The sequence below is a fragment of the Paenibacillus sp. P22 genome, assembly GCF_000469945.2.
Lineage (GTDB): Bacteria > Bacillota > Bacilli > Paenibacillales > Paenibacillaceae > Paenibacillus_O > Paenibacillus_O humicus.
Map to the genome: position 1 here is coordinate 44,022 of NZ_CBRA020000050.1, position 26,353 is coordinate 70,374.

A 26,353-nucleotide genomic window follows, 5' to 3' on the forward strand; every position below is an offset into this window, starting at 1 on the left:
AGCAAAGCTGTTTTCATGGGGATCCAGCCTTCCCTACACCGGGAAAACGGATCCAAGACACCCATTTTATCATATTAAACCTTGCTTCGCTTACCCAATCGGAATGGATGAGAAGGAGTCGGCCGGGCATACTACTCCCATCATGAACAGCCGGATACGGCGCTTAGGAGGCAGATAAAATGAAACTGGGAGGATTTATTGCCGGAAGTTTGATTGGAGCGGCGGCAGCCTGTATGTTGCCCGCAAAAGGCCGGGGGCGGCAGCGGTAGCGTCGGGAATTGCCGGAGAGCTGTGGTCCAAGGCCGCCGGAAGAGCGATGTCTGGAATGATCCGAGACAAAAGCGGCGCGGCGACGCGCCGCGGCCCCGCAAGATCCTCGTCGGCGAAAAGCTCCGGCCGGGTCGCGGACAGCGGTTCCTGGGAGCGGATCGCTGCGCTCGTGAACAGCGATCCGGAGGTCAAAAAGGAATCGGAAAAGATCATCGCAGAAGCTTCGTCGTCCCCGGCTGCCCATTGAATCTTCCCGGCCGCTTCCCTATATTGGGAGGCGGCTGTTTTTTTTGACCTGCTCGTGCATTCCTCCTTCATAGATGGTAATATAGTTATATGGCACGTATGCCGCACATTATGGCTTGCGCTTCATACGCTGTTATATCCGATGCTGCAGAGGAGGATCCTGTCATGAAGATCGAACGGTTGGGGCAAGACAAAATTCGCATTTTTCTGACGTTCGACGACCTGCTGGAGCGCGGGATCCAGAAGGACGACATGTGGCGCGAGATACCGAAAGTGCATGAGCTGTTCAGCGAAATGATGGACCAGGCCTATTCGGAACTCGGCTTCGATGCGAACGGACCGCTTGCGGTCGAAGTCATCGCGATGCCGGCTCAAGGCATGGTGGTGATCGTCACCCGCGGCAAGATGAATGTGAGCTCGGACGCGGGACGTGCCGACGAGGACGATGCGGACGAGGATATGTACGAGATGGAAGTGACGCTCGAATCCAGCGACACGATCATGTACATGTTCAAGGATTTCGAGGATGTCATCTCCGCAGCCAAGCAGCTTTCGGCCTCGGAACTGACGGAAGAAGGAAGACTGTACGCATACAACGGACGCTGGATTCTCGCTTTCGATACCGCTTCGGCGGAACCGGCGGGACAGAATGCGATGATTGCCATCCTGGCGGAGTTTGGAGACGCGACCTCGGTTACCTACGCGGTTTTGGAGGAGTACGGCAAGATAGTCATGCCGGCCGATGCTGTTCGCGGGCTTTGCCATCATTTTAAATCCTAGCCCCAGTTGCCAAGAGCATTCGCGATCCATCGGGAATGCTCTTCTTTTGTGCTGAACGGGACTGAACCTATACTTTCATCAACAAGAAGGAGGCAGGGGATCCCTTGCTGCTTTTCTCAATTTTGACGGCCGCAGTGGCTCCGGGCATCTCGCTGCTCACCTATTTGTACTTGAAGGACCGTTACGACAGCGAGCCCATCCATCTTGTCTTCAGGCTGTTCGTCACCGGCATGCTGGTCGTCGTGCCGATCATGGTCATCCAAAGAGGACTGGAGCTCTGGCTCGGCAGCCATCCGCTTCTGTTCTCCTTCGCCCTCTCCGGAGGCGTCGAGGAATTGTTCAAATGGTTCGTCCTTTATCATATCATCTACAATCACATGGAATTCGACGAGCCGTATGACGGCATCGTTTATGCGGCCAGTGTCTCCCTCGGCTTCGCCACCCTGGAGAACATCATGTACGCCGTATTCTATCCGTCCACTTTCGGAACGATGATGCTGAGGGCATTGCTGCCCGTGTCGGGACATGCCTTGTTCGGCATCATGATGGGCTACTATTTCGGCAAGGCGAAGTTCGCTCCCAAGCGCCATATCCGCAGGTTCCTGCTGCTGTCTTTGATTCTGCCTGTCTTGTGGCACGGCTTGTACGACTGGATCCTGACCTCGACAGCGAGGGAATGGGCATGGATCATCGTGCCGTTCATGGCGGTGCTGTGGATCTGGGGCCTCCGGAAGATCGGCAGGGCCAATTCCCGCTCTCCGTTTCGGATCGTGGGCAGGGAGGAAGAGGTTAAGCTTTGACCGTTCCGTCCATACTTGCTTGTAGAGACAAACGCTCAATGCGGGAGGACGCAAGCATATGGATGAGGCAAGAGTGAAGATCAGCATTCGCTGCCGGCTCTGCGGAGAGAAGTTCGTTCTTCGCGGCCGCAGGGACCAGGGAAGAGTCGATACCGGCTTCAAGCAATGCCTGTGCAGCAATACCGATGATTTCGAAATCGAAGAGCTGCCGGTATAAAGTCATAGCCCCATGCATAAAGCTCCTTTCCTTCAACCAAACTAACACCAGGTTTGGCATAAGAAAGGAGCTTTTGCCGTATGTACCAACGTTTAAGCCGTGTGCTTTTTCCCGTTATGACGCTGCTTTTTGTCGGCGCGATCTATTGGGGCTACCAGGAGCATCAAGAGAAGAATTCGGTCTTGGTCAAGGCGGAAAACCAGTATCAGAAAGCATTCCATGAATTGAGCTATCATGTGGACCAGCTCCATCACCAGCTCGGCAGCACGCTGGCCGTCAATGCCGCCTCCCAGGGCTACCAGCGCAAAAGCCTCGTCAATGTGTGGAGACTGACCAGCCAGGCGCAGAGCGAGATCAACCAGCTGCCGGTCAGGATGATTCCTTTCAATAAAACCGAGGACTTCCTGTCGCATATTTCGAATTTCGCCTACAAGGCATCCATGCGGGATTTGACGAAGCAGCCGCTGAGCGACGGCGAGATGAGCACGATGAAAACCTTGTATGCAAAATCGGCCGAGATCGCCCACGAGCTCGGAAAAGTGCAGGATAAAGTGCTCCAGGACAAGCTCCGTTGGATGGATGTCGAATTGGCGATGGCCGCCGACAAGCAGAAATCCGGCAACGTCATCGTCGACGGATTCAAGGACGTCGATTCCCGGATGGACAAAATGGCTTCGGTCGATTGGGGACCGACGGTAAGCGGCTTGTATGAGAAGAGATCCGTGAGCATGCTGAGCGGCAGGCCCGTTACCGCCGAGGAGATCAAAACCAAGGCGGCCAGGTTCCTCGACATGCCTTCGACGGAAGGCATCCGGGTCGTCGAGAACGGCAAGGACACCAACTATAAATCCTTCTCCGCCGTCGTCAAGGAAAAGGGGACAGGCAAAAACATCGCGATGGACTTTACTTCCCGCGGAGGCGATCTGATCTGGTTCGTCCATCCCCGCGATGTGGCCGACAAGAAGATCGGCATGAAGGAAGCCCGCGACAAAGCCGATGAATTCCTGGACAAGCACGGCTACAAGAAAATGACGCCCGTCACCTACGACGAATACGGCAAGGAAGCGGTATTCACTTATGTAGGTAACGACAACGGCGTGCTGATCTATCCGGACAAGCTCAGCGTGAAGGTCGCGTTGGACAAAGGCGATGTGATCGGCCTGCAGGCTAGCGACTATGTCTTCTCGCACAAGGAGCGCAAGCTCGGCAAGCCGGCGATGACGGAGGCCAAGGTGCGCGGCGGCCTGAGCGAGGCGATGAAAAAGTCGCCGGCCAAGCTGGCCCTGATCAAGAACGACGACAATCAGGAAGTGCTCTGCTACGAATTCAAAGGCGAGAGCAACGGCACCAAATACCGCATCTACCTGAATGCGGACAGCGGGCTCGAGGAAGCGGTGGAGGAACTGCCGGGAGAGAGCCGCTCCTAGACCGCCTTCCAGGCAAAAAAGCCCATTTTTCGATATGGCTCCCCATCATCCGACATGCTATAATCATGGCATTACGGGAGGGGGAGCCTATTTTGCTGCCTAGGGTTAACGAAAATCTATATATTCAAGTGGCTTCTTCCGACGAAGAAGAAGCTCAGATGGTCTTCAAGTCCCGAATCGCGGACGAGGATGCCGAGGCCATATACATCGAGGTTCCGCTTCATGAGCCCAGCCGCAAGCTGAAAAAGCTTTATATCGGGGACGAGCTTTCGGCCCATGTCATCAGCTCGGAAGGCATCAAGCATTATTTCAACTCCCATGTTCTCGGCTTCCGGGAAGACGTCATCCGCCTCGTTCGAATCCGCAAGGCCGATCCCGACAGCATGACGAAAATCCAGAGGCGCAGCTTCCTGCGGGTGCCGGCCGATCTGGAGCTTGCGGTGTCCATCCGCGGCCGCATCCGGTTCGTGGCGATGACGGACGATATCGGCGGCGGCGGCATCTCGTTCCTCTGCGACAAGGCCAAGCCGGTCGAGCAGGGAATGGAGCTGGAGTGCTGGCTGCTCGTGCCCTACAAGAACGGGACGCTTGAGCATGCCTTCTTCAAGGGCGAAATTGTCCGTGTCGACATGACGGAGACGGGCAAGAAGCAGGCGATGATCAAATTCACGACGATCTCGGAGCCGGACCGGCAAAGGATCATCCGTTTCTGCTTCGAACGGCAATTGGAATTCCGGAAGTAATCTCGTTCCCGGGCATACATAACGGAGTTTTTAATGGGCAACATAGGCCTATATTCCTACGATTGGAAGGGATGGGCCGATGAGGAGGATGGAGGACAAGGTCACTTGGGGACTTGCCGCATGCGCTCTTCTTCTGTTCGCAGCTTTGCTGGCCGTCCAGGCTGCCGCATGCCTGCTTCCCGACCGGGGGGATATCGTCAGCCGCCGCAGCCAGGAGGGGGAGGAATTCCGATAGACGGTTACTGTTTTGCATCCAACAGTCGACTGTGATATAATTATTTGGCAGGCACAGCCTGCTTTTTTACTGATTTTGAACGAGAAATTCTCATGGACATCGCTTGGAGGAACGCCCTTTGAGTACCCATCACGACGGGGGAGGCGAGCGCATCAACATCGCGATCGACGGACCCGCCGGTGCCGGCAAGAGCACCGTTGCCCGGAGCGTTGCCGAGGCATTAGGCTATATTTATATCGATACTGGCGCCATGTACCGCGCAGTTACATGGAGCGCGCGTAACGCCGGCATCGACATCGGCGACGACGGCGCGCTGGCGGAACATGCGGAGGGGCTGGACATTTCCTTGGCTCCGGGACCCGACGGCCAGATCGTCTTGCTGAACGGAGAGGATATCACGGCCTTGATCCGCTCGAGGGACATCAATCTGAATGTTTCCCAAGTCGCGGCCAACGATCGGGTCCGGATGCTGCTGGCGGACAAGCAGCGCAAGCTCGCGGACGGCAAGGGCGTCGTCATGGACGGCCGGGACATCGGCTCGCATGTGCTGCCGGATGCCGAGCTCAAGATCTATCTGACGGCCAGCGTCGAGGAAAGGGCGCTCAGAAGGTTCCGAGAGACGGATCCCGCTTCGGGGCTGACGCTTCAGCAGCTGGAGAAGGAGATCGAGGAGAGGGACCGCAAGGACATGCAGCGCGCCGTTTCGCCTCTGATCCGCACGCCGGATCATATTCTGGTGGATACGACCGGCATTTCTGCCAGCGGGGTCATCGACACGATCGCATCGCTCAGCCGCAAAAAACTGGCGGAGGCGAACTTGCCATGATCTATACCTTTTGCCGCGCTGTCCTGAGAGGCGCCTACGCCCTGCTGTTCCGTCTCGAAGCCAGGGGACTGGAGAACATACCGGCCGATGGGCCTGTCATTCTCTGCTCCAACCACATTAGCAATTTCGATCCGCCGACTGTCGGCATCAAGCTCAGCCGCAAGGTCCACTATATGGCTAAGGCCGAGCTGTTCGACGTGCCGCTGTTCGGCCCCTTGATCAGGGCTCTGGGCGCATTCCCCGTCAAGCGCGGCGGAGTGAGCAAGGACTCCATCAAGACGGCGATCGCGCTTCTCAAGGAAGGCAGCGTCATGGGCATCTTCCCCGAAGGAAGCCGCAACAGCGGAGGCGACGCGGCCAAGAAAGGCGCGGCCATGATCGCCATGCGCAGCGGAGCGGTCGTCATACCGGTCGCCATCTCGGGGTCTTACAAGCTGTTCCGCAAGACGGTCGTCTCCTACGGCAAGCCCGTGGACTTATCCGAATTCATGAATTCATCCGGAGATGCGCTGGAACAGGTGACCAGAGCCATCATGATGCGAATCGAAGAACTGCGCAAGCAAGCGTAAGCATGTTTTATTCCCTTGTTCCTGTCAGGGTAGGGATCCATCGGGAGCCCAAGTTCCCGCCCTTCCGTTTCAATGGTGCAATATGGGTTTAAATAAAGTTGGGGTATGAACTGAGGAGGTTATTTCAATGTCAGAAGAAACAAAGATCCAGGACTCTGTCCAAGAATCTCAGCAAGGTCTTAGCCAAGATGAGCTTGAGAACATCGTTTCCCTCAAAAAGGGCGACATCGTGACCGGCACGATTGTGAAAGTTGAAGACAACCAGGCAACCGTAAGCCTAGGTTATAAATATGACGGTGTCGTTCCGCTGCGCGAGCTCAGCTCCGTACAGCTGGACAGCGCCAATGACGCGGTGAAGCTCGGCGAGGAAATCACGCTGAAGGTCATCACGATCGACGACGAGAAGGAGAAGCTCGTTCTCTCCAAGAAAGCCGTCGACGGCGAAAAGGCTTGGGATTCCCTGCAAGCCCAATTCGAAGCTGGCGAAGTTCTTGAAGTTACCGTGGCTGACGTCGTCAAGGGCGGTCTCGTCGTCGACGTAGGCGTGCGCGGCTTCATTCCGGCTTCCATGGTGGAGCGTCATTTCGTCGAGGACTTCAAAGACTACAAGGGCCGTACCCTGAACGTCAAGATCAAGGAAATCGACCGCGAAAACAACAAAATCATCCTCTCCGCCAAAGATGTCTTGGAGCAGGAATTCGAGAAAAACAAGCAAAACGTCATTTCCGGCCTTGAAGTCGGCCAAGAGCTTGACGGAACGGTTCAACGCCTGACTCCGTTCGGCGCGTTCGTCGATATCGGCGGCGTTGACGGTCTTGTTCACGTTTCCGAAATGTCCTGGCAGCATGTTGCGCATCCGAAGGATGTCGTAACGGAAGGCCAATCCGTCCGCGTCAAAGTCCTCAAGCTGGACCCTAACGCCGGCAAAATCAGCCTCAGCATCAAAGCTGCCCAACCGGGACCTTGGGAATCCGTAAGCGGCCAATTCAAAACGGGCGACATCGTAACGGGTACCGTTCGCCGCCTCGTAACCTTCGGAGCTTTCGTTGAGATCGCTCCTGGAGTGGAAGGCCTCGTTCATATTTCCCAAATCGCTCACCGCCACGTGGCGACTCCTCAGGAAGTGCTCAAGGAAGGCCAAGAAGTTCAAGCCAAAATCCTTGACTTCAACCCGTCCGAGAAGCGCGTAAGCCTGAGCATCAAAGAAACGGAAGAAGCTCCGGAGCAAGCTCCGCGCGCCGAGCGTCCTCAGCGCGAGCGTTCCGACCGCGGCGGATTCAAGGAGAAGATCGACAACCCGAACGTCTCCCTGAGCAACCAAAGCATGAGCTTCAACCTTGGCGAGCGCTTCGGCGACAAGCTGAGCAAATTCAAGTGATCCAGGCGATGCAGCCCCGCGCTTCTCGTGCGCTAGGGCCGCATCGGCTCGAAAGCCTTTCCGATTCAGGTCGGAAAGGCTTTTTTTATTTGCTTCCGCTCCGCGATTCAAACCTCGGCACTTCGCGCATAATACGCGTAGGAGGTGCAGGCAATGAGTGGAATGGAAGAAGGATTTCTGGCATTGGAGCTCGCAGCCGTCTGGCTCATCCTGCTTGCGACCGGCTGGAACAAGGAAGCGGCTGGAGGACTGGGCTGGAGGATGGCGGCGGCAGGCATCGCCGGCATGATCATGCTGTCCCGGATCGAGGTTGATCTGCCATGGGGCTTGAGGGCAAGCGCGTCGGCCGCTGCCCTGCTGCTGGCCTGCCTGGCGGTCTGGCGGCTCGGAGTTCCGCGCGGAGACCGCTTCTATACGGCGGGCTGCGGCCTGCTTCTGGGGCTGCTTATGGCATGGATGAACACAATGTATGCTTCAAGCCCGCTGCTGACCGTCGTGAGGGCGGGCTGGGACATTCCGATCTTATGCGGCATGCTCGCTGCCCTGCTCTCTCTGCGGGCGGTCAATCAATTGGTCATTATCGCCGTGGGCTACTGGATCGCCTCGGTTTTTCCCGCATGGCTTCCCTCAACGATTGGTGCCGCGTCCGTCATCGGCAAGGCCGGCTGGTGGGACGGCTTTGCCGCAGCCGCAGCGTCATGCCGTCTTCTGACCGTTGTCATTTCCGCGGCAGCGTCCGGATTCTCGCGCTTGTTCGTTCAGCGGATGGATAACAGGGAAGGGGATATATGAGGATGGACGACTTGTCGAATTACTTGCATGAGCATCGAATGGTCGTCGGCGTGATGGCCGGCATCGCCTTCGGCTTGCTTGCCCGGATCCTGCTGCTGCGCACGGATTACAGGCAGTATCCCACTTACCCGCACGGCCAGATCATCCATATCTCGCTCGGAGTGATCGCCTCGGCGCTTGGAGCGGTGGCGGTTCCGGCTCTTTACCAGAAAAACCTGACGGCCCTCACCTTTCTGACGGTTGCCGCCCAGCAGTTCCGCGAGGTGCGCAATATGGAAAGGGAGACGCTGAGCAAGATGGATTCCATGGAAATCGTCTCCAGAGGGACTTCGTACATCGAGGGGATCGCTATGGTTTTCGAAGGCCGCAATTATCTGGTCATCATGGCCGCCATGGCCGCCAGCCTGTTCGCCGTCGCTTTCAATCTCTGGATCGGGATCGCAGGAGGATTGCTGTCCTTAATTATCGTTTGGAAATTGAAGTCCGGAAAATCGATCTCTGCCATTGCGGATATTATTCCCGGCAAGGTCAGGATCGAAGGTCCGGATCTCTATGTCGACAACATCTATATCATGAATGTCGGGCTGCAGAGCAATCGGGACATCATCGCGAAGCATGGCCTTGGTCTCATCGTCAAGCCCCGCAGCGCCAACGGCCGGGTCACCTTGTCGAATCTTGGACAGAGGCAGGCGATTCTCTACGATCTGTCCACGATTCTCGGCCTCCATAGCGACACAGGGGAGCCGGCCCTGGTGCCTCTGGCCAAGCTGGATTTGGACAGCGGCTGCCTCGGCGTCTTCATCATTCCGCATGAGCGCGACCTGTCCAAGGCGTGCGAAATCGCCGGGCGTGTCCCGCTGCTGGAGATGGCGGTCCGAATGCCGTCCAAAGCGGGAGTCAACCAGGGGGAGGGCGGATCGAATGGCTAGCATTGTCGCCATTGTCAGCACCAGCCATGAATCCGTGGCTGGCGGAGCTCCGATCTTTATTGAGAAAGATGCTGAAAAAGCCCAGGAAACGGCATTTTTCCTGGAGAAGATCATGGACGCGACCGCGCATGATCTGAAAAACGGATCGTTCATCCTGGTGGACAGAAGCCGGTAGGCGAACCCTGCGTTTCCATAGGAAACCATTGAAAAGTTAGCCAACCAGGCTGTTTTTTGCTATGATGGATGGCGTGAGTATTTTTGAGAGGGTGTATACTATGGCAAGACCCGTTATAGCCATCGTGGGCAGGCCTAATGTGGGGAAATCCACGATCTTCAACCGGGTCATAGGCGACCGCCTGGCTATCGTTGAGGATAAACCTGGCGTCACGCGTGACCGGATCTATGGAACCGGTGAATGGAATGGAAGATCGTTCAGCATCGTCGATACAGGCGGCATCGAGATTGACGGCGAAGACGAAATCATGAAATCAGTCCGGATGCAGGCTGAACTGGCTGTCGAGGAAGCGGATGTCATCATCTTCATGGTCGACGCCAAAACCGGACTTACCCTTGCGGATGAAGAAGTGGCTCAAATGCTGTTCCGTTCGCGCAAGCCGGTTGTCGTAGCCGTCAACAAGGTGGACAATCAGGGCCGGATGGAAGACATTTACGAGTTCTTCGGACTCGGCTTCGGAAGCCCGATCGCCATTTCCGGTTCCCATGGCACCGGCATCGGCGACCTTCTGGACGAAGCCGTATCGAAGCTTCCCGAACTGGAAGAAGATCATTACGACGAGGATGTCATCAAGGTCGCCTTGATCGGCAGGCCGAATGTCGGCAAGTCCTCGCTCGTCAACGCGCTGCTCGGCGAAGAGCGCGTTATCGTCAGCGATGTGGCGGGAACGACCCGCGACGCGATCGACACCCCGTTTGAGAAGGACGGCCAGCGTTATGTTCTTATCGATACGGCCGGCATGCGCAAGCGCGGCAAAGTGTACGAAACGACGGAGAAATACAGCGTCATGAGATCGCTCAAGGCGATCGAGCGGGCGGATGTCGTTCTGATCCTGATCAATGCCGAGGAAGGCATCATCGAGCAGGACAAGCATATAGCCGGTTATTCCCATGAAGCCGGCAAGGCTTCCATTTTCGTCGTCAACAAGTGGGACGCGGTGGACAAGGACGACAAGTCGATGCAGCATTTCACGCAGAACATCCGGGATCACTTCCTGTTCATGTCGTATGCGCCGATCGCTTTCCTGTCCGCTCTTACGAAGTCGCGCCTGCACAAGCTGCTTCCGATCATCAACCATGTATCCGAGCAGCATTCCCTGCGCATACAGACCCATCTTCTCAATGACGTCATTTCCGATGCGGTCGCGATCAACCCTCCTCCTACGGACAAGGGCCGCCGTCTGCGCATCAACTACGTCACGCAAGTAGCCGTAAGGCCGCCGACGATCGTCATCTTCGTCAATGCGCCGGAGATCATGCACTTCTCCTACGAACGCTACCTGGAGAACAAAATACGCGCCGCGTTCGACTTCGAGGGCACGCCGATCCGTCTGTTCACGCGTCGGAAGTCGGATGAGGACTAGGGGAGAAGAACGTTGCTCATATCCATCCTTGCGATTGCAGCGAGCTATCTGCTCGGCTCGGTTTCCTTCAGCATACTGATTGGACGGTATGTGAAGGGCATTGATATCCGCCAGCATGGAAGCGGCAACGCGGGAGCGACCAATACGCTCCGCGTGCTCGGCAAAGGCCCCGGCATCGCCGTCTTCCTGCTGGACATCGCCAAAGGCGTCTGCGCCGTCCTGCTGGGGCAGCTGCTCGTCCCGGACTCGGACTGGGTGCCCGCCATTTGCGGACTGGCCGCGATCATGGGCCATAACTGGCCGCTTTATTTCCGCTTCAAGGGAGGCAAAGGAATCGCCACGACAGTAGGAGCACTCGTCGTTCTGTCGTTCCTTCCCTGCCTGATCGCCGGCATCATTGCGATCGCGGTCATCGCTCTGACCCGCTACGTTTCGCTCGGCTCGCTCGTCTTCGCTTTGTTGACGCCATTATTCATTTTCTTCCTCGAAGGCGCCGAGCCGGCGTTATGGGCAGCGATGCTGTTATGCTTATTCGCTTTTGTCCGCCATCGGACCAATATCGTCAAGCTGGCGCGCGGCCAGGAAAACAAGCTCGGAACGAAGAAAGGGTGAGCAGCACAATGCCGACAAATGCGGAAACCAACGGTCGGCGGCGCCTCCGCGTAGCGGTACTTGTCGCAGGCAGCTGGGGAACGGCGCTGTCTTCGGTGCTTGCGGACAACGGTCATGAGGTGACCATATGGACCCGCAGCGCCGGACAGGCGGAGGAGATCAGCCAGCGCCGCACCAACTCCCGTTATTTGCCCGATATTCCGCTGGCGGCTGCGCTCCGCGCGACGACGGACATGAAGGAAGCTCTTCGCGAAGCCGAGCTGGTGCTGTTCGCAGCCCCTTCCTCGGCAATGCGGGAAGTAGCAGCCGCCGCGGCGGGGTCGATCGGCCCGGACGCCGTCATCGTCCATGCCACCAAAGGATTTGAAGCGGAGACGCTGGAGCGCATGTCCCAGGTGCTTGCGGGCGAGCTTGGAAGGGATGAGCGCGAAATCGTCGTGCTCTCCGGACCGAGTCACGCGGAGGAGGTCGTGCGCAAGCTGCCGACGACGGTTGTCGTCGCCTCGATCTTCCCTGGACCGGCCAAACGGGCGCAGGACGCCTTCATCAATTCCTGCTTCCGGGTCTACACCAACCCCGATGTCATCGGAGTCGAGGTCGCCGGCGCCATCAAGAACATCATCGCGCTGGGAGCCGGCCTCTCCGACGGACTCGGCTTTGGCGACAACGCCAAGGCGGCGCTGCTGACCCGCGGCTTGGCTGAAATCGGCCGGCTCGGCTCCGCGATGGGGGCGACGATGATGACGTTCGCCGGGCTTGCCGGAGTCGGCGACCTCATCGCGACCTGCACGAGCCCGCATAGCCGCAACTGGAGAGCGGGCTCGCTGCTCGCCAGCGGCCTGTCTCTGGACGAAGTGCTGGAGAAGGTCGGCATGGTCGTGGAAGGCGTGCGAACGACCCGCTTCGCCCGGACGCTCGCGGCGCGCTACGGCGTCGAGATGCCGATAACGGACCAGCTCTACGAGGTGCTCTTCGAGGGCAAGGATCCCCGCGAAGCGGTGGAGATGCTCATGCTGCGGGACCGCACCGGCGAACTGTAGTCCTTACCCGGCATCCGCCCTCACCCCCAGCGGCTTCTCCTCATAGGATGATGCTAGAGCGGTTATGCCGCCGGCTTCGGCCGGCGCTAGCCCCATCATTACTGGGGAGGCGACAATGGTGAGCAAACATTCGCCGAAGGATATTCTTGGAGCAGTCAACAAGAAAACCGGCAAAAACATTACAGAGAATCAGGTTAAAAAAATCGCCAGCGGAGTCACTCCGGAGACGATCCAGAGTGAGGAAGAGCTTCGCAAGCTGGTTAAGCAGGTTGCCTCCATGGCGAAGGTTCCGGTATCGGAGCAGACGATGAACGACATCGTCAAAGCCGTCAAGGCGAGCGGCATGAATATGGGCAACCTGGAAGCCCTGATGAAAATGATGATCAAGAAATAAGGACGCAGCGTTCCTGGAACGGCCTCGGACCGGCTGAGCTTCGGCTTGCCCGGTCCGTCGTTCCGGAGCGGCCGGGGACAAGCCTTTTGCAGGACGGCGGCATCGCTCGGAAAAGGTCCGGAGGAATGGAGAGGCAGAACAAATGCAACCGAGTCCGATGACCGTAATGTGGATCTCGCTGGCCGGAATCGGCCTGATGGTCATATCCGCATTGGTGATTACGTTCGCCCGCATGAAAACGAAGGGGATTCTGCGGGGCGTTCTGTCGCTGGCCGCATTCGCCATGCTGGTGTTCGGCTTTATTCTTGGCGTGTTTTCGATTATCGTCTGACCGGAGGGAATGCAACGATGATTACTCTCATCGGCCGCACGCGCTCTACGGACGCGGATGCCGTGAAAGGCCGCACGCTGCTTCAGCATGCGGTGGAGACCAAGGCGGAATGGGGCTACAACTGCAGCCGTGGAACATGCGCCCGCTGCCGCTGCCATGTCGATCAAGGCATGGAGCATCTGGAAGGCGTCACCGACGCCGAATGGGATCGTCTGGAGCCGGAAGAGCTGGATCAGGGCTTCCGATTGTCCTGCCAGGCGGTCGTGAACAGCGACGATGCGGTCATCGTCGTCCGGCACAAGCCTTATTTCTAACGAGAAAGCCTACATACAGGAGGCGGCGCGATCATGGCAGAGGCGACCTTTTGGCCATCCGGGAAGACCGTCAAGGTCAGGCCGGGCACGACGCTTCTGAGCGCTGCCAGGCAGGCGGGCCTCAGCGTTCCCGTCCGATGCGACGGCAAAGCCGCCTGCCTCATGTGCAAGATGTCGCTGCTTCCCGACCACGGGGATCAGGGACTTTCCCGCCTGAGCGAGGTGGAGCGCCGCAAGCTTGGAACCGACGGACATCAGCGGCTCGGCTGCCAGAGCAGGGTAACGGGCAATTGCCATGTCAGCATACCCGAAAGTCCGCTGAAAGCAGCTGTAAGACGTCAATTGGAGCGTCAGGCCGCTGAAGACGATGATGATTGGCTGCGGGGATTTCGAAGCTAATCCGAAGCAGGAGGATCGCATGATGGTGAATGAAGGAACCCTCGGCCGCCGGGCGGAGGGGCGCAAATGGCGAGGCATCGCGGGAGCCGCTGCCGCCGTGATGCTGGCGGCAAGCTTGTCCGGCTGCATGTATCCGCGAGAGCGCATGGCCGAGAGCCAGGCTCCATCGATGGACGTCGTTGCCGGGGTGCAGGCGGTGGTCGATCTTTATCAGCAGAAGAAAGGTCTTCTGCCGATCAAGAACGCCACGCAGGAAACGCCGGTCTACGAGAAGTTCGTCATCGACTTTCCCAAGCTGCAGCGGGAGAACTTCATGTCGGATCTGCCGGCGGCGTCGTTCGAGAAGGGCGGCAGCTATTACTTCCTGATCCAGAACGAGGAGAAGGACCCGACCGTGAAGCTGATGCCGCTGACGATCTTCCAGGCGGTGAACGACGTGCAGGGCTGGGTCGACCAGTACGGCCGCAGCCATGGAGGCGAGCTCCCGGCGGCCGGCGAAGCTTATCCAGGCTACAGCAGGATCGACTTCAAAAAGCTGGGCCAGAAGGAGCCTTCCGTCCGCAGCCTGTATTCCGGCGGCGCCTTGACGTTCATGTTGAGCGACAAGGGACGGGTCTACGCCGATTACGGAAGCGACATGATGCGCTTCGTTCAGAAGCGCGGCCTCGACAAGGTGGGAGCGGATCTCGACCTGCGGCAGCTGCTGGCGGAGGACACCGACTTCGTGCCGGTCAAATCGCCGCCGTACAAGCTTGTCAATGGGGAACCTGCGGCCCAGCCCGAATAGCAGGTATAGGACGAGAACCTTCTTGTCCCTTTTTCGCCAAGCGCGAGAGGGACGGAAGGTTCTTTTCTGTTAACCGGGGGCATATCAATCTATCTTGAAAGGGCTATGGATATCCGGACCGGGATGCAAGAATGTTGGACGCAACCGTCATAATCCGGAAGGATGGACAATAAGCTATTACTAGTCCACAGCATGTACGAGTTGCGTCGCTTGCCTACCCTCTTGACCGGTGGAAGGCGACGAACCGGATATTCGATTGGGAGGGGATCTGAAAGTGGAAAAAGTGGATATTTTCAAGGACATCGCGGAGCGTACCGGCGGAGACATCTACCTCGGCGTCGTCGGTGCGGTCCGAACAGGCAAGTCGACGTTCATCAAGCGATTCATGGAAACGACCGTACTTCCCAACATTACGAGCGAGGTGGACCGCGTCCGTGCGGTGGATGAGCTTCCGCAAAGCGCGGCAGGCAAGACGATCATGACGACGGAGCCTAAGTTCGTTCCGAACCAGGCTGTCCGCATTCATGTCGCCGAAGGCCTGGAAGTCAACGTCCGCCTCGTCGATTGCGTCGGATACGCTGTGGATGGCGCCAAAGGCTACGAGGACGAGAACGGCCCCCGGATGATCACGACGCCTTGGTTCGAGGAGCCGATTCCGTTCCAGGAAGCGGCGGAAATCGGAACCCGCAAGGTCATCCAGGAGCATTCCACTCTCGGCGTGGTCGTTACGACGGACGGCACGATTGCCGAAATTCCCCGCAGCTCGTATGTCGAATCCGAAGAACGGGTCATCGCCGAGCTGAAGGAAGTCGGCAAGCCGTTCGTGCTCATCATCAACTCCACCCGTCCGAAAAGCGATGAAGCCCTGCAGCTTCGCGGCGAGCTTCAAGCCAAATACGACATTCCGGTCATGACGCTGAGCGCGGCAACCATGGGCGAGGAGGAAGTGACCTCCGTCCTCCGCGAGGTGCTCTACGAGTTCCCTGTGCATGAGGTCAACGTCAACCTGCCCAGCTGGGTCATGGTGCTGAACGAAAGCCATTGGCTGAGAAGCAACTTCGAAAATTCGGTCCGCGATACGGTCCAGGACATCCGCAGGCTGCGCGATGTGGATCGTGTCGTCGCCCAATTCATGGAATACGACTTCATCTCCAGAGCCGGCCTCAGCGACATGAATATGGGGCAGGGCGTAGCGGAGATCGACCTGTACGCCCCGGATGAGCTGTACGACCAGATTCTGATGGAAGTGGTCGGCGTCGAAATCCGAGGCAAGGACCATCTGCTGCAGCTCATGCAGGATTTCACTCATGCCAAGCGGGAATACGACCGCTTCGCGGAAGCGCTGGAGATGGTCAAGACGACCGGCTACGGCATCGCGGCTCCGACCCTTGCCGAGATGCAGCTTGACGAGCCGGAGCTGATCCGTCAAGGCTCCCGCTTCGGGGTCAGGCTGAAGGCGACGGCGCCTTCCATCCATATGATTCGAGTGGACGTGGAATCGGAGTTCGCTCCGATCATCGGGACGGAGAAGCAAAGCGAGGAGCTCGTGAGATACCTCATGCAGGACTTCGAGAACGATCCGATCAAGGTATGGGATTCAGACATGTTCGGCCGTTCGCTGCATTCCATCGTGAGGGAAGGCATCCAGGGCAAGATTGCGATGATGCCCGACAATGCCCGCTACAAGCTGCAGGAAACGCTGGGAAGGATCATCAACGAAGGCTCCGGAGGCCTTATCGCGATCATTCTCTAATGAATTGTTGTTGAACGCCGGGGGGCTTATCGCCCTCCGGTTTTTTGCGTGCGCGGGAAGAGATCGGTTGGACTATTTTTCTGGAATATTTTGGGGCGACAGCGCTTTAAACAAAAAAAAGCTTGAATATTATTCGTGAAGTTCTATAATTATCCCTATCCAAAATATTCGAGCAATTTCGACGTCAAATCACTTAAATCCGATTGACATGCTTGGATAAAATGCTATGATGTTGCTTAACAAGCACATTCAGGAAGCTTGACATGACGGGGGAGGAAATACAGAGATGAACTGGGGCAAAAAATCACTGGTCGTTCTCGCAGCGGCAGCTTTATTGGGTACGGCCGCATGCGGGCAGAAAGGCAATAATTCCGAGGCGGACGGAGCGGGCGGAAGCGCGGCAGCCGGCAAATCGAACGGAATTCTCGCTACGCTCGGCGAAGGCAACGATTCGCTGAAGGGCAAAAAGATCGCGCTCATCATGCAGTTCAACGAAGGGGCGTTTTCCGCCCAATACGTTGCCGGCGTGAAGGAGCAGGTCGAGAGCTTCGGAGGCACGGTGCAGGTGCAGGCCTCGGGCAACAATCTGGCCGAGATGTCTTCCAAGCTTGAGGCTGCGGTCAACGGCGGCGTAGACGGCATCCTTACCGACCACGGAACGGCGGAAGCGCTGAAGTCCGGCGTAGAGAAAGCGGTCGGCAAGGGAATTCCGGTCGTAGCGTTCGATGCCGACATTACGGTGCCGGGAGTCACCGTGCTGCAGCAGAACGACCAGGATATGGCGGAAAAGTCGCTGGAGAAGCTGAAAACGGATATCGGCGGCAAAGGGAACATCGTCAAGGTGTGGGTTGCAGGCTTTGCGCCGATGGAAAGACGCCAGATTTCGTACAAGAAGTTCATGGATGCGAACCCGGATATCAAGGAGATCGCGCATTTCGGCACGGCGGACAAGCCGGCGCTGGATACGCAGAACCAGATGGAAGCCATCCTCAAGCAATATCCGAACAAAGGGGACATTGCCGCTGTATGGGCATCGTGGGATGAATTCGCCAAAGGAGCCGTCCGCGCCATCCAGCAAGCGGGCCGCAATGAAATCAAAGTCTACGGCATCGACATGAGCGACGAGGACCTCCAGATGATCCAGGATCCGAACTCGCCGTGGATCGCCTCGGTTGCCGTGGATCCGAAGGATATCGGCCGCGTGCAGGCGCGGTACCTGTACCAGAAGCTGCATGGCGACAAAACCGAAGACAAGGTCGTCCTTGATGCGGTTGCCGTCACCCGCGACGCATTGCCGAAGGACAAGAAGATCAACACGACCGAGCTGAGCGAGTATGTCGAGGGATGGGGCAAGAGCGAGCAGGGAATCGCCGATTGGATGGGCAAGACGGGCAATTAAGGGATAAGCAAGCAACGAACAAGCAAGCAACAAACAAACATAGAACAGACAAGCAAGAAAGGGTACAAGCAAGGAAGATTGCAACCAGATCGATGAACGGGAGGGATGAAGCTTGAGCCAGCCAAGCATGCTGTGCATGTCTGGGATATGCAAGTCCTTTTCCGGAGTTCCGGCATTGAAGGACGCCGGCCTTGAGGTGGCTGGAGGAGAGGTCCATGCTCTTCTCGGCGCCAACGGGGCAGGCAAAAGCACCCTGATCAAAATACTTTCCGGCGCGTACGGAGCCGACTCGGGCAGCGTGGAGATCGACGGGGGACCGGTCGTTCTCGGCGGTCCGGCCGAGGCGAAGGCGCTGGGCATCCACTGCGTCTACCAGTAAGTGGACACGGCGATCGTGCCGGCACTCAGCACGGCGGAGAACATCCTCCTCGACCGCCATGCGGCAAACGGCGCGGGACGATGGGTGAACTGGAAAGCGATGGCCGAAGAAGCCGGTGCCGCGCTGCAGCGGCTCGGCGTGGAGCTTCCGCTCCATAAGCCGGCCGGGGAGCTGTCCCTTGCGGAGAAGCAGCTGGTGCTCATTGCCCGCCTGTTAACGGAACGCGCACGATTCGTCATTCTGGACGAGCCTACGGCGCCGCTCAGCCTGGAGGAGGCTGAGCGGCTCTTCCGTGTCATCGAAGGGCTCAAGGCAAGCGGAATCGGCATCATCTTCATCACCCACCGGCTGCCGGAGGTGTTCCGGGTGAGCGACCGCATCACCGTCATGCGCGACGGCATGCGGGTCCTTACCGCAGACAAGAGGGATCTTACTCCCGAAGGCGTAGTGGAAGCGATGCTCGGACGCAAATTCGAGGAAGAGTATCCGAAGCTGGAGGCGGAAATCGGCGAAGTCGTTCTCGATGTCAACGGACTGCGGAGCGGGAGCCGGGTGAAGGATGTCAGCCTGAAGGTGCGGAGCGGCGAAATCGTCGCGGTCGTAGGGCTTGTCGGAGCAGGCAAGACCGAGCTGTCCCGAGCTCTCTTCGGCGCGGATTCCGTCGACGGCGGAACGATCCGCGCCGGCGGAAGACCTCTCAGGCTGAATCAGCCGGCCGACGCCGTAGCGGCGGGAATCGCCCTCGTGCCCGAGGAGAGAAGGCGGCAGGGCATTGTCGCGTCGGATTCCGTCCTGCGCAATCTCAGCCTCCCTTCCTTGAAGCGCTGGACGCGGCTCGGTTTTTTGGCTGGGCGCAAGGAGGAGGAGTCGGCCTCGGGCCTGATCTCTTCCCTGGGAATCAAGACGGCGGGCTTCCAGCAGATCATCGCCACGCTGAGCGGAGGCAACCAGCAGAAGGTCAGCATCGGCAAATGGATTCCGACGGAAGCGTCGGTATATCTGTTCGACGAGCCGACCAAGGGAGTGGACATCGGCGCCAAAAGCGATATCTTCCGCGTCATCGGCAATCTGGCCGCGCAGGGCAAGGCGATCCTGTACCTGACTTGCGAATTCCAGGAAGCCGTCGGCATCGCCGACCGGATTCTGGTCATGTATGACGGGGCGATCGTGAAGGAGTTCCCGAGAGGGCAAGCCTCTCTGGAGGAGCTGCTCATTGAAGCCAGCGGAGGAAGAGGAGGAACAGCATGAATTCCAGATCGGCCGATTTCATTTTCAAATATGGATCGCTTTTGGTCATCGGCATTGTCATTATTTTCTTTTCCATTTGGGACAAGCATTTCTTTACGTACGACAACCTGGCCTCGATTTTGAGGGCGATTTCGATTACGGCGTTCGTGGCGATCGGCGTCACGTTCTCACTGTCCGTGGACGGCTTCGACCTGTCGGTCGGCTCGACCGTATCGATCGTCATCGCTTTTTCGACAGCGCTCATGGTCTGGTATCAGATGCCGCTCGCAGTCGTCATCATCGGCTCGCTCCTGCTCGGAGCGGCGGTAGGGCTGGTCAATTCGCTCCTGATCGTAAGGGTGCGGATTCCGGATCTGCTCGCCACGCTCGCAATGATGTATATCGTCTCGGGCATCCAGCAAATATTCACCAAAGGCAATTCCATCTACAGCAACATGATCATGCCGGACGGCTCGACCGCTCCGGGTACGATTCCTTCGTCCTTCCTGTGGATGGGGCAGGGCGAGCTGCTCGGCATCCCGGTTCCGGTCGTGCTGATGGCCGTCGCCTTCGTCGCCGTTTTCATCTTTTTCAAATACACGCGGATCGGACGCCAGATGGAAATGACCGGAGGCAACGAGGAAGCGGCCCGTCTATCCGGCGTAAGGGTGAAGCGCATCCGCACCGCGGCTTATGTGCTGTCGGGGTTGTTCGCGGCCATCGGCGGCCTGCTCTTCGCAGCCCGTACCGGCAGCGGCCAGTCCGGCGCCGGCGCTCCGATCCTCATGGAAGCGGTAGCGGCCGTCTTCGTCGGTTATTCGGTGCTGGGCAAAGGACGGCCTAACATTGTCGGCACCTTTTTCGGGGCCGTTCTGATCGGCGTGCTGCTGAACGGACTGACGATGATGAACGTTCCGTACTATTCCAACGACTTCATCAAGGGCGCCGTGCTGGTGCTCGCGCTGGCGATCACATTCATTCACCTGAACCGCAAAAGGGCTTGATTCCGCTTCTTTGAAACCGGTTTTTAAGCCGCTATCCAAGGGCTTTGTCCGGCCAAAAATAATCTTGTATTCCTCTTGTTGCTGGTATAGTATAAGTTTGTTCCGCTACAAAAGGTATATTTTTGCAGGAAACGGCAAAACAAGTGATAGGGTTAGTACCATTGGGAGGTGAGATCATTGAACAAGACCGATCTGATTGCCAAAGTATCCGAGCTGACCGAGCTGTCCAAAAAGGACGCGACGAAAGCGGTTGACGCGGTGTTCGACGCCATCTCCGACGCCCTTCAGGCAGGAGACAAAGTCCAGCTTGTCGGCTTCGGCAACTTTGAAGTTCGCGAACGCCAGGCACGCAAAGGACGCAATCCGCAGACGGGGGAAGAAATCGAAATCCCTGCGAGCAAGACGCCTGCCTTCAAGCCGGGCAAGTCCTTGAAAGACCTCGTATCCAGCTAATCCCTCCTTGCAGGGAGCCGTCCGAATGCTTCCGTTCGGACGTTTTATTTTTTTCCGGATCAGAGACGGATTCAAGGCCGGACAGGAGTTCAAGAGAGAGTCCCTGAACGATCCCAAGAACGGTTGCAAGCCCCTGCATGAGGATGCTATAATCGTTCCTGTGCCGAAGCGAAGGATAGCCGGACTCATTCTTTTTCTTCTTGCGGATTGCATGTCCGCAGCGCGAATGCAGCCGACGCAAGGCAGACCGATGTTGTCGGGGTATGGCGCAGCCTGGTAGCGCGCACCCTTGGGGTGGGTGAGGTCGCAGGTTCAAATCCTGTTACTCCGACCATACATATGTATCGCGAGCTGCTTTCCTGGAGTATCCGGGAGAGCAGTTTTTGATAGAAGCTTCTGAAATGAACAGTGAAGGAGGCATGGACATGGAAGCTCTCGAAGGAGATTACATTGTCATCAAGGCGAAGGATCAAGGCGTAACCGTCATCGGTCTCACTCGCGGAACGGATACGAAGTTTCATCACTCCGAGAAGCTGGACAAGGGAGAAGTCCTCATCGCCCAGTTCACGGATCATACATCCGCGATCAAGATCCGCGGACGCGCGACGATCATGACGCGGTACGGCACGGTCGAAGCCGGAGAATGAAGGACAGGCGGGAGCCTGTTTTTTTTTTGCCATGTGGAGACGAGGATTCTCTTAAGCGTCGATGAAACCCGGCAGGAATAGGCATTGATGGCCCGGAGAGGCCGATTGCAGCCGAAGCTTGGACATGATTTGCGCCCGCTGCCCGTATACTGATCTCATAAGCGCTTGGAGCGTCAGTCGCTTCAGGCCGATAGGGCAGGAGGTGCGCGCTTATGCGTGCGGGAATCGGGATTCGGCTGGCTGCGGCCGGCTGCGCAGCTTTGGGGGCCGTTCTGTTGCTGTCCATCTTCCCTTCGCCCGGCGGGGTTGCCGCGGATAAGGAAAAAGCCGTGTTCCGCGTCCAGCAGCCCGCTCTGCTGGATCAAGGCAGCTTGGTCGACCGGCTCAGCGCGATGAGCCTGAAGAGGCGGATCACAAGGGTGGAATGGACCGGGTCGGTGCTCAAGATCGATCTTGACGGGCGAGGAGCGGCTCCGGGAGGAAGCGACTGGCTCGACGATATCCGCCAGCTGGCCGGCCTGAGCTTCGTGCAGGCTGCCAATGTCAGCCGCCTGCTGGTGCGCGTCGAGGACAGCGGGGGCACGCTGCTCGCAGCGGCGGATATGAGGCGTGCGGATCCATGGATGAATGCGGACCAGCTCAAGGACTGGAGCGATATCAATCCGTCCCAAAACAAGCTTTGGGCGTCGAGGCTTCGCCTTACCTACCATTCGGAATGGGCCGCCGAATCCGGCGGCAGGCAGTGAATCCGTCTTGACGGCGATGCCTGTGCTTAAACAATTCGATTGTGGTATAATAGTTTAGATTATTGAACGGTCAACTATCGGCCGTTATGTTCGGAGGCTTACCCGATGACACGATACCGAATTCCTGAACTTGCCAGCAAATACATCGACCATGAGATGATCAGGCGCCACGCGGCCTTGCCGGATTTTCCCGACAGCCGGATCCGCCTGCTGTTCGGATTCCTCAGCCAGCACAGGTTTGCGGCTGCCGCAAGCGAGCTGTATTCGCTTGCGGTTTCTCTCGTGCAGCTCGGGCTTGACACCCATGACCGCGTCGATACCGAAGCCGGGGATCGCGGCATCAAGGATATGCGCGAGCGCCAGCTTCGCGTGCTGGCCGGCGATTATTTCAGCAGCCGCTTCTACCAGCTGCTGGCCGGTGCGGGCCAGATCGATATGATCCGCCGCCTCAGCGGCTCGATCTGCGAGGCGAACAGGCTCAAGACCGGCCTGTACGTGCAGGCCAAGGACCATTCCCTGACAGCGGAGGAATATTTGGATCGGCACGCCGGCATCCGCAGCATCCTCTTTGACAGCTTTACGATTTTGCTGGAGGAAAAGATTCGTCCCCTTTGGAACGAGCTGCTGCTTACGCTGACGCGAATGGAAGTCCTGCAGGAGGAATGGTCTCGTTCGCTTCAAGAGCATGCTCTCGCGGGAAGCTGGGGCTACTGGCATGTGCTCGAGGCTGGTGCCGCGGAGGACCGGGAGCTGCTTCTGCAGCCGTCCGCTCCGGATTCCGCCGCAGCCAGGGACCTCATCGAGCGCTATCGGATCCAGACGCTGCTGGCGGACAAGCTTGCCGCTTGCGCCGACAAGTTCAGGACGCTGGCTGGGCGCATCGAGTCGGATCGCCTGGCGCAAGAAGTGCTGCTGATCGGCGACCGGCTGATGGCGGCTGCCGTACCGACTTCCCCAATGACCGGCGAGATGAGGTGACAACGAGAATGGAACAGAATGAAAAAGCCAAACACGTTCACGGCGTCTTCGAGAAGATCGCTCCCAAGTACGATCTGATGAACGATGTGCTGAGCTTCCGCCGGCATAAGGCCTGGCGGAAATTCACCATGCGCAAAATGAATATGAAATCCGGCCAGACCGCGATCGACCTCTGCTGCGGCACTTGCGACTGGACGCTTTCAATTGCCGAGGCGAGCGCGACCGGCCGTGTCGTCGGGCTGGATTTCAGCCAGGCGATGCTCGATGTCGGCAAGCGCAAGGTTGTCGAGGCGGGGCGGGGACACCAGATCGAGCTGATCCGCGGCAATGCGATGGAGCTGCCGTTTCCCGACGATTCCTTCGATTTCGCGACGATCGGCTTCGGCCTGCGCAACGTTCCGGACTTCGAGCAGGTGCTGCGGGAGATGAAGCGGGTGGTGAAGCCGGGCGGCAAAGTGGTCTGCCTGGAGCTGTCGAAACCTACCTGGCAGCCGTTCAAGGGCATTTATTATTTCTATTTTCAGCAATTGCTGCCGCAGCTTGGCAAGCTGTTCGCCAAGTCGTACGAGCAGTACAAGTGGCTCCCGGATTCTCTCAAGCAGTTTCCAGACAGGCATGGATTGACGGAGTTGTTCCGCAAGACAGGGCTGGAGTCGGTGAGCGCGGATGCGCTCACCGGGGGCATTGCAGCGCTGCATATCGGAACGAAGGGGACGGAAGGAAAATGATTCGCAAACTCCGCATTTTTCTAGAAATGATCAAGGTTGAACATACGATTTTCGCGCTTCCATTCGCTTATATGGGCATGCTGCTCGGCTCCGTCACCATGGAAGGGCATCTGCCATCCTGGGCGGAGGCGGGCTGGGTCACGCTGGCGATGATCGGAGCGCGCAGCACCGCGATGGGGCTGAACCGCCTCATCGACAAGGCGATCGACCTGCGAAATCCGAGAACGGAAAAGAGGGCACTTCCTGCCGGTCTGCTGAAGACAGGAGAGGTTGTGCTCTTCGTCATCCTTTCCTTCGTCCTCTTTTTCATCGCGGCCTCGCAGCTGAATCCGATCTGCCTGAAGCTGATGCCGATCGCCATCTTTTTCCTTGTCATTTATTCGTACGCCAAGCGGTTCACCTGGCTCTGCCACGTCATTCTGGGGCTTACGATCGGACTGGCGCCGCTCGGCGGCTGGGTAGCCGTCACCGGCTCCTTCCATCCCGGAGCCTGGGTGCTCTACGTCGCGATCGTGTTCTGGCTGGCCGGCTTCGATACGATCTATGCGCTTCAGGACATTGATTTCGACCGGAAGGAAAAGGTCTACTCCATTCCCGCGCGGTTCGGGATCAACCGCTCGCTGACGATCGCGAAGCTGTTCCACGTCATTACGGCAGCCTGCTTCCTGCTGCTGTTCGTCATTACGGATCTCAGCTGGCTGTACCTGGCCGGCGCCGTCATTTCCCTAGGCATCCTTTTCTATGAGCATCTCATTCTGAAGCCGACGGACATGAGCCGCCTGCAGACGGCGTTCTTCACGATGAACGGTGCGCTGGCCATAACGATGCTGGCCTTCACCATCCTTGATCTGGCGGTGATTCGGGCATGGAGCTAGATACCGGAGGAAAGCATGCTGCAGCTCCTATGCGCTGGGTCGTCGGCATAACGGGAGCGAGCGGGGCTGTCTATGGAGTCCGTCTTGTGGAGGAGCTGCTCCGCGCGCGCGTGCAGGTGCAGCTGGTCGTCACGGATTCGGGCTGGCGGGTTCTGAAGGAAGAGCTGGGCTGGAACGCCTCCAAGCGGACGGAAGCCCTTGAGCTGGCGTTCGGCGATGCGCTGTCCGAAGGCCGGCTCCGGCTCTATCCCAATGGCGACATCGGGGCCAATATCGCCAGCGGCTCATACCGGGTGCAAGGCATGGCGATCGTGCCCTGCTCGATGGGAACGCTGTCCGCTGTCGCGCACGGCTCTTCCGACAATCTCATGACCCGCGCAGCGGATGTGATGATGAAGGAAGGTCGCAAGCTCATCCTCATGCCGAGGGAAACCCCTATGCATGCGGTTCATTTGGAGAATATGCTGAAGCTTTCCCGCATGGGAGTGTCCATCGTGCCGGCCATGCCGGCTTTCTATTACGGTCCCCGGACGATGGAGGACCTGGTCGACTTTCTGGTCGGCAAGCTGATGGACGTGATGGGACTGGAACACGACTTGTTCCGGAGATGGGGAGATGATGACAATGGCTCACAGCGGACCGATTAACGTCGGGAGAATCGATTACACCAATGCATGGCCGATGTTTCATTACGTACCGGATGCCGACGAAGCGTATACGATCGTCAAGAAGGTGCCGTCCGATCTGAACCGGATGCTGCAGGCCGGAGAGCTCGAGGCGTCTGCCGTATCGTCCTTCATCTACGGAATGGATCCGCAGCGCTACCTGCTGCTGCCGGACTTGTCCGTCGGCACGGTGGGACCGGTCCAATCGATCCTGCTGTTCATGAAAAAACCTCTGAAGGAAGTGCTCCGCGGCCGGATCGCCTTGACCCGCACATCCGCGACTTCCATCAATCTGCTCAAAATGATTTTGACCTTGCGTTACGACGGCAATCCGGAGTATTCGATCATGGAACCGGACCTGCATGCCATGCTGGCTGAGCATGACGCCGCCCTGCTGATCGGGGACAGCGCGATCAAGGCGTCGTGGCTCGGCCACGGGCTCGAAGTGATGGATCTCGGCGAGGAATGGCATCGCTGGACCGGACTCGGCATGACCTACGCCGTCGTTGCGGCGGACCGAGGCGCAGTGGACAAGCACCCGGACAGTCTGGCCAAGCTGCACCGCGACATGCTGGAGAGCAGGCGGCGCAGCCTGCGGGATCTGACGCCTCTCGTGGAGCGGGCGATGGCATCCGTCGGCGGCACGTCGGCCTACTGGACCGCTTATTTCGAGGGGCTGCGCTATGATTTCGGTCCGGAGCTGCAGGCGGGACTGGAGCTGTACTACAAGCACGCGCACACGATGGGGCTTATTGATCGGGAAGTGGCGCTGGAATTTTGGAACTCGCAATCATTCTCGGGCAGGTGAATCC

At 58.1% G+C, this 26,353-nt stretch carries 32 protein-coding genes, 1 tRNA gene and 1 pseudogene; all 34 read left to right on the forward strand.

All coding sequences use genetic code 11. From position 1 onward, the window contains the following. The first annotated feature begins 325 nt into the window (after positions 1 to 325). The 34 genes and pseudogenes from BN871_RS09145 to BN871_RS09300 all read left to right on the forward strand — a co-directional run bounded on the left by BN871_RS09145 (position 326) and on the right by BN871_RS09300 (position 26,349). Positions 326 to 517, forward strand: a complete 192-nt coding sequence (locus BN871_RS09145) for a hypothetical protein (protein WP_048745507.1) — start codon at positions 326 to 328, stop codon at positions 515 to 517. A gap of 164 nt (positions 518 to 681) precedes the next feature. Then, positions 682 to 1,296, forward strand: a complete 615-nt coding sequence (locus BN871_RS09150; protein WP_021878398.1) for a genetic competence negative regulator — start codon at positions 682 to 684, stop codon at positions 1,294 to 1,296. A gap of 104 nt (positions 1,297 to 1,400) precedes the next feature. Next, complete coding sequence (gene prsW / locus BN871_RS09155; protein WP_048745508.1) at positions 1,401 to 2,096, forward strand: glutamic-type intramembrane protease PrsW; 696 nt, start codon at positions 1,401 to 1,403, stop codon at positions 2,094 to 2,096. Between the two features lie 58 nt (positions 2,097 to 2,154). Continuing rightward, a complete protein-coding gene (locus BN871_RS28285; protein WP_021878400.1) occupies positions 2,155 to 2,313 on the forward strand; it encodes a hypothetical protein in 159 nt (52 codons plus the stop codon). 80 nt (positions 2,314 to 2,393) lie between these two features. After that, positions 2,394 to 3,740, forward strand: coding sequence for a germination protein YpeB (ypeB, locus tag BN871_RS09160; protein WP_048745510.1), 1,347 nt, complete (start codon positions 2,394 to 2,396; stop codon positions 3,738 to 3,740). A 92-nt stretch (positions 3,741 to 3,832) separates the two neighbouring features. Further along, positions 3,833 to 4,483 (forward strand): flagellar brake protein, encoded by a 651-nt coding sequence (locus BN871_RS09165; protein ID WP_174806338.1) that lies wholly within the window; start codon positions 3,833 to 3,835, stop codon positions 4,481 to 4,483. A gap of 79 nt (positions 4,484 to 4,562) precedes the next feature. Then, on the forward strand, positions 4,563 to 4,718 hold the full coding sequence (locus BN871_RS27560; RefSeq protein ID WP_157053894.1) for a hypothetical protein: 156 nt from the start codon (positions 4,563 to 4,565) through the stop codon (positions 4,716 to 4,718). Positions 4,719 to 4,836: 118 nt separating this feature from the next. Continuing rightward, positions 4,837 to 5,544, forward strand: coding sequence for a (d)CMP kinase (gene cmk / locus BN871_RS09170; RefSeq protein ID WP_048745513.1), 708 nt, complete (start codon positions 4,837 to 4,839; stop codon positions 5,542 to 5,544). Beyond that, entirely contained in the window at positions 5,541 to 6,113 is a 573-nt protein-coding gene (locus BN871_RS09175) for a 1-acyl-sn-glycerol-3-phosphate acyltransferase (RefSeq protein ID WP_048745515.1), read from the forward strand. The genes cmk and BN871_RS09175 overlap by 4 nt, the downstream gene beginning before the upstream one ends. 127 nt (positions 6,114 to 6,240) lie before the next feature. Continuing rightward, the gene (rpsA, locus tag BN871_RS09180; protein ID WP_048745518.1) at positions 6,241 to 7,491 is read left to right on the forward strand and encodes a 30S ribosomal protein S1; all 1,251 of its coding nucleotides are present in this window, start codon (positions 6,241 to 6,243) and stop codon (positions 7,489 to 7,491) included. A gap of 153 nt (positions 7,492 to 7,644) precedes the next feature. Beyond that, on the forward strand, positions 7,645 to 8,283 hold the full coding sequence (locus BN871_RS09185) for a hypothetical protein (RefSeq protein WP_157060246.1): 639 nt from the start codon (positions 7,645 to 7,647) through the stop codon (positions 8,281 to 8,283). Between the two features lie 2 nt (positions 8,284 to 8,285). Continuing rightward, a complete protein-coding gene (locus BN871_RS09190) occupies positions 8,286 to 9,212 on the forward strand; it encodes a YIEGIA family protein (protein ID WP_048745523.1) in 927 nt (308 codons plus the stop codon). Then, positions 9,205 to 9,387 (forward strand): capping complex subunit for YIEGIA, encoded by a 183-nt coding sequence (locus BN871_RS09195; RefSeq protein ID WP_048745525.1) that lies wholly within the window; start codon positions 9,205 to 9,207, stop codon positions 9,385 to 9,387. The genes BN871_RS09190 and BN871_RS09195 overlap by 8 nt, the downstream gene beginning before the upstream one ends. Positions 9,388 to 9,487: 100 nt before the next feature. Beyond that, positions 9,488 to 10,810 carry a ribosome biogenesis GTPase Der gene (der, locus tag BN871_RS09200; RefSeq protein WP_048745527.1) on the forward strand — a complete coding sequence of 441 codons (1,323 nt, stop codon included), beginning with the start codon at positions 9,488 to 9,490 and terminating at the stop codon, positions 10,808 to 10,810. A 12-nt stretch (positions 10,811 to 10,822) separates the two neighbouring features. Then, the gene (gene plsY / locus BN871_RS09205; protein WP_048745530.1) at positions 10,823 to 11,422 is read left to right on the forward strand and encodes a glycerol-3-phosphate 1-O-acyltransferase PlsY; all 600 of its coding nucleotides are present in this window, start codon (positions 10,823 to 10,825) and stop codon (positions 11,420 to 11,422) included. An 8-nt stretch (positions 11,423 to 11,430) separates the two neighbouring features. Next, positions 11,431 to 12,462, forward strand: a complete 1,032-nt coding sequence (locus tag BN871_RS09210; RefSeq protein WP_048745531.1) for an NAD(P)H-dependent glycerol-3-phosphate dehydrogenase — start codon at positions 11,431 to 11,433, stop codon at positions 12,460 to 12,462. Positions 12,463 to 12,580: 118 nt separating this feature from the next. Further along, entirely contained in the window at positions 12,581 to 12,856 is a 276-nt protein-coding gene (locus BN871_RS09215) for a stage VI sporulation protein F (RefSeq protein WP_127506639.1), read from the forward strand. 142 nt (positions 12,857 to 12,998) lie between these two features. Further along, complete coding sequence (locus BN871_RS09220) at positions 12,999 to 13,187, forward strand: DUF2768 family protein (RefSeq protein WP_021879539.1); 189 nt, start codon at positions 12,999 to 13,001, stop codon at positions 13,185 to 13,187. 17 nt (positions 13,188 to 13,204) lie between these two features. Further along, the gene (locus tag BN871_RS09225) at positions 13,205 to 13,501 is read left to right on the forward strand and encodes a 2Fe-2S iron-sulfur cluster-binding protein (protein ID WP_048745532.1); all 297 of its coding nucleotides are present in this window, start codon (positions 13,205 to 13,207) and stop codon (positions 13,499 to 13,501) included. 30 nt (positions 13,502 to 13,531) lie between these two features. Continuing rightward, positions 13,532 to 13,900: a 2Fe-2S iron-sulfur cluster-binding protein gene (locus BN871_RS09230; RefSeq protein WP_127506568.1), complete on the forward strand. Its 369-nt coding sequence runs from the start codon at positions 13,532 to 13,534 to the stop codon at positions 13,898 to 13,900. Positions 13,901 to 13,919: 19 nt separating this feature from the next. Next, positions 13,920 to 14,687 carry a hypothetical protein gene (locus BN871_RS09235; RefSeq protein WP_127506566.1) on the forward strand — a complete coding sequence of 256 codons (768 nt, stop codon included), beginning with the start codon at positions 13,920 to 13,922 and terminating at the stop codon, positions 14,685 to 14,687. 274 nt (positions 14,688 to 14,961) lie between these two features. Next, positions 14,962 to 16,440 carry a stage IV sporulation protein A gene (gene spoIVA / locus BN871_RS09240; RefSeq protein WP_048745534.1) on the forward strand — a complete coding sequence of 493 codons (1,479 nt, stop codon included), beginning with the start codon at positions 14,962 to 14,964 and terminating at the stop codon, positions 16,438 to 16,440. A 286-nt stretch (positions 16,441 to 16,726) separates the two neighbouring features. Beyond that, positions 16,727 to 17,839: a sugar ABC transporter substrate-binding protein gene (locus BN871_RS09245; RefSeq protein ID WP_021879535.1), complete on the forward strand. Its 1,113-nt coding sequence runs from the start codon at positions 16,727 to 16,729 to the stop codon at positions 17,837 to 17,839. A 136-nt stretch (positions 17,840 to 17,975) separates the two neighbouring features. After that, positions 17,976 to 19,466, forward strand: a pseudogene (locus tag BN871_RS09250) (sugar ABC transporter ATP-binding protein). Then, complete coding sequence (locus BN871_RS09255) at positions 19,463 to 20,449, forward strand: ABC transporter permease (RefSeq protein ID WP_021879532.1); 987 nt, start codon at positions 19,463 to 19,465, stop codon at positions 20,447 to 20,449. Before BN871_RS09250 ends, BN871_RS09255 begins: the two are co-directional and overlap by 4 nt. Before the next feature lie 177 nt (positions 20,450 to 20,626). Further along, the gene (locus BN871_RS09260; RefSeq protein WP_048745535.1) at positions 20,627 to 20,902 is read left to right on the forward strand and encodes an HU family DNA-binding protein; all 276 of its coding nucleotides are present in this window, start codon (positions 20,627 to 20,629) and stop codon (positions 20,900 to 20,902) included. 257 nt (positions 20,903 to 21,159) lie between these two features. Then, positions 21,160 to 21,236: transfer RNA gene (locus BN871_RS09265), tRNA-Pro, on the forward strand. Positions 21,237 to 21,327: 91 nt separating this feature from the next. Further along, positions 21,328 to 21,549 carry a trp RNA-binding attenuation protein MtrB gene (gene mtrB / locus BN871_RS09270; RefSeq protein ID WP_076357080.1) on the forward strand — a complete coding sequence of 74 codons (222 nt, stop codon included), beginning with the start codon at positions 21,328 to 21,330 and terminating at the stop codon, positions 21,547 to 21,549. Between the two features lie 212 nt (positions 21,550 to 21,761). Then, entirely contained in the window at positions 21,762 to 22,295 is a 534-nt protein-coding gene (locus BN871_RS09275; protein WP_021879529.1) for a hypothetical protein, read from the forward strand. A gap of 105 nt (positions 22,296 to 22,400) precedes the next feature. Continuing rightward, positions 22,401 to 23,273, forward strand: coding sequence for a heptaprenyl diphosphate synthase component 1 (locus BN871_RS09280; RefSeq protein WP_048745540.1), 873 nt, complete (start codon positions 22,401 to 22,403; stop codon positions 23,271 to 23,273). An 8-nt stretch (positions 23,274 to 23,281) separates the two neighbouring features. Further along, positions 23,282 to 24,001 carry a demethylmenaquinone methyltransferase gene (locus BN871_RS09285; RefSeq protein ID WP_048745543.1) on the forward strand — a complete coding sequence of 240 codons (720 nt, stop codon included), beginning with the start codon at positions 23,282 to 23,284 and terminating at the stop codon, positions 23,999 to 24,001. After that, the gene (locus tag BN871_RS09290) at positions 23,998 to 24,876 is read left to right on the forward strand and encodes a UbiA-like polyprenyltransferase (RefSeq protein ID WP_021879527.1); all 879 of its coding nucleotides are present in this window, start codon (positions 23,998 to 24,000) and stop codon (positions 24,874 to 24,876) included. Before BN871_RS09285 ends, BN871_RS09290 begins: the two co-directional genes overlap by 4 nt. Next, a complete protein-coding gene (locus BN871_RS09295; RefSeq protein ID WP_021879526.1) occupies positions 24,867 to 25,523 on the forward strand; it encodes a UbiX family flavin prenyltransferase in 657 nt (218 codons plus the stop codon). Before BN871_RS09290 ends, BN871_RS09295 begins: the two co-directional genes overlap by 10 nt. Next, a complete protein-coding gene (locus BN871_RS09300; RefSeq protein ID WP_021879525.1) occupies positions 25,492 to 26,349 on the forward strand; it encodes a menaquinone biosynthesis protein in 858 nt (285 codons plus the stop codon). Before BN871_RS09295 ends, BN871_RS09300 begins: the two co-directional genes overlap by 32 nt. Positions 26,350 to 26,353 lie beyond the last annotated feature (4 nt).

Coding starts and splice junctions, on each gene's coding strand:
- BN871_RS09145 (WP_048745507.1), top strand. CDS start 326: ATGATCCGAGACAAAAGCGGCGCGGCGACGCGCCGCGGCCCCGCAAGA.
- BN871_RS09150 (WP_021878398.1), top strand. CDS start 682: ATGAAGATCGAACGGTTGGGGCAAGACAAAATTCGCATTTTTCTGACG.
- BN871_RS28285 (WP_021878400.1), top strand. CDS start 2,155: ATGGATGAGGCAAGAGTGAAGATCAGCATTCGCTGCCGGCTCTGCGGA.
- ypeB (WP_048745510.1), top strand. CDS start 2,394: ATGTACCAACGTTTAAGCCGTGTGCTTTTTCCCGTTATGACGCTGCTT.
- BN871_RS27560 (WP_157053894.1), top strand. CDS start 4,563: ATGAGGAGGATGGAGGACAAGGTCACTTGGGGACTTGCCGCATGCGCT.
- BN871_RS09175 (WP_048745515.1), top strand. CDS start 5,541: ATGATCTATACCTTTTGCCGCGCTGTCCTGAGAGGCGCCTACGCCCTG.
- rpsA (WP_048745518.1), top strand. CDS start 6,241: ATGTCAGAAGAAACAAAGATCCAGGACTCTGTCCAAGAATCTCAGCAA.
- BN871_RS09185 (WP_157060246.1), top strand. CDS start 7,645: ATGAGTGGAATGGAAGAAGGATTTCTGGCATTGGAGCTCGCAGCCGTC.
- BN871_RS09190 (WP_048745523.1), top strand. CDS start 8,286: ATGGACGACTTGTCGAATTACTTGCATGAGCATCGAATGGTCGTCGGC.
- BN871_RS09195 (WP_048745525.1), top strand. CDS start 9,205: ATGGCTAGCATTGTCGCCATTGTCAGCACCAGCCATGAATCCGTGGCT.
- der (WP_048745527.1), top strand. CDS start 9,488: ATGGCAAGACCCGTTATAGCCATCGTGGGCAGGCCTAATGTGGGGAAA.
- BN871_RS09210 (WP_048745531.1), top strand. CDS start 11,431: ATGCCGACAAATGCGGAAACCAACGGTCGGCGGCGCCTCCGCGTAGCG.
- BN871_RS09220 (WP_021879539.1), top strand. CDS start 12,999: ATGCAACCGAGTCCGATGACCGTAATGTGGATCTCGCTGGCCGGAATC.
- BN871_RS09225 (WP_048745532.1), top strand. CDS start 13,205: ATGATTACTCTCATCGGCCGCACGCGCTCTACGGACGCGGATGCCGTG.
- BN871_RS09235 (WP_127506566.1), top strand. CDS start 13,920: ATGATGGTGAATGAAGGAACCCTCGGCCGCCGGGCGGAGGGGCGCAAA.
- BN871_RS09245 (WP_021879535.1), top strand. CDS start 16,727: ATGAACTGGGGCAAAAAATCACTGGTCGTTCTCGCAGCGGCAGCTTTA.
- BN871_RS09255 (WP_021879532.1), top strand. CDS start 19,463: ATGAATTCCAGATCGGCCGATTTCATTTTCAAATATGGATCGCTTTTG.
- mtrB (WP_076357080.1), top strand. CDS start 21,328: ATGGAAGCTCTCGAAGGAGATTACATTGTCATCAAGGCGAAGGATCAA.
- BN871_RS09275 (WP_021879529.1), top strand. CDS start 21,762: ATGCGTGCGGGAATCGGGATTCGGCTGGCTGCGGCCGGCTGCGCAGCT.
- BN871_RS09280 (WP_048745540.1), top strand. CDS start 22,401: ATGACACGATACCGAATTCCTGAACTTGCCAGCAAATACATCGACCAT.
- BN871_RS09285 (WP_048745543.1), top strand. CDS start 23,282: ATGGAACAGAATGAAAAAGCCAAACACGTTCACGGCGTCTTCGAGAAG.
- BN871_RS09290 (WP_021879527.1), top strand. CDS start 23,998: ATGATTCGCAAACTCCGCATTTTTCTAGAAATGATCAAGGTTGAACAT.
- BN871_RS09295 (WP_021879526.1), top strand. CDS start 24,867: ATGGAGCTAGATACCGGAGGAAAGCATGCTGCAGCTCCTATGCGCTGG.
- BN871_RS09300 (WP_021879525.1), top strand. CDS start 25,492: ATGATGACAATGGCTCACAGCGGACCGATTAACGTCGGGAGAATCGAT.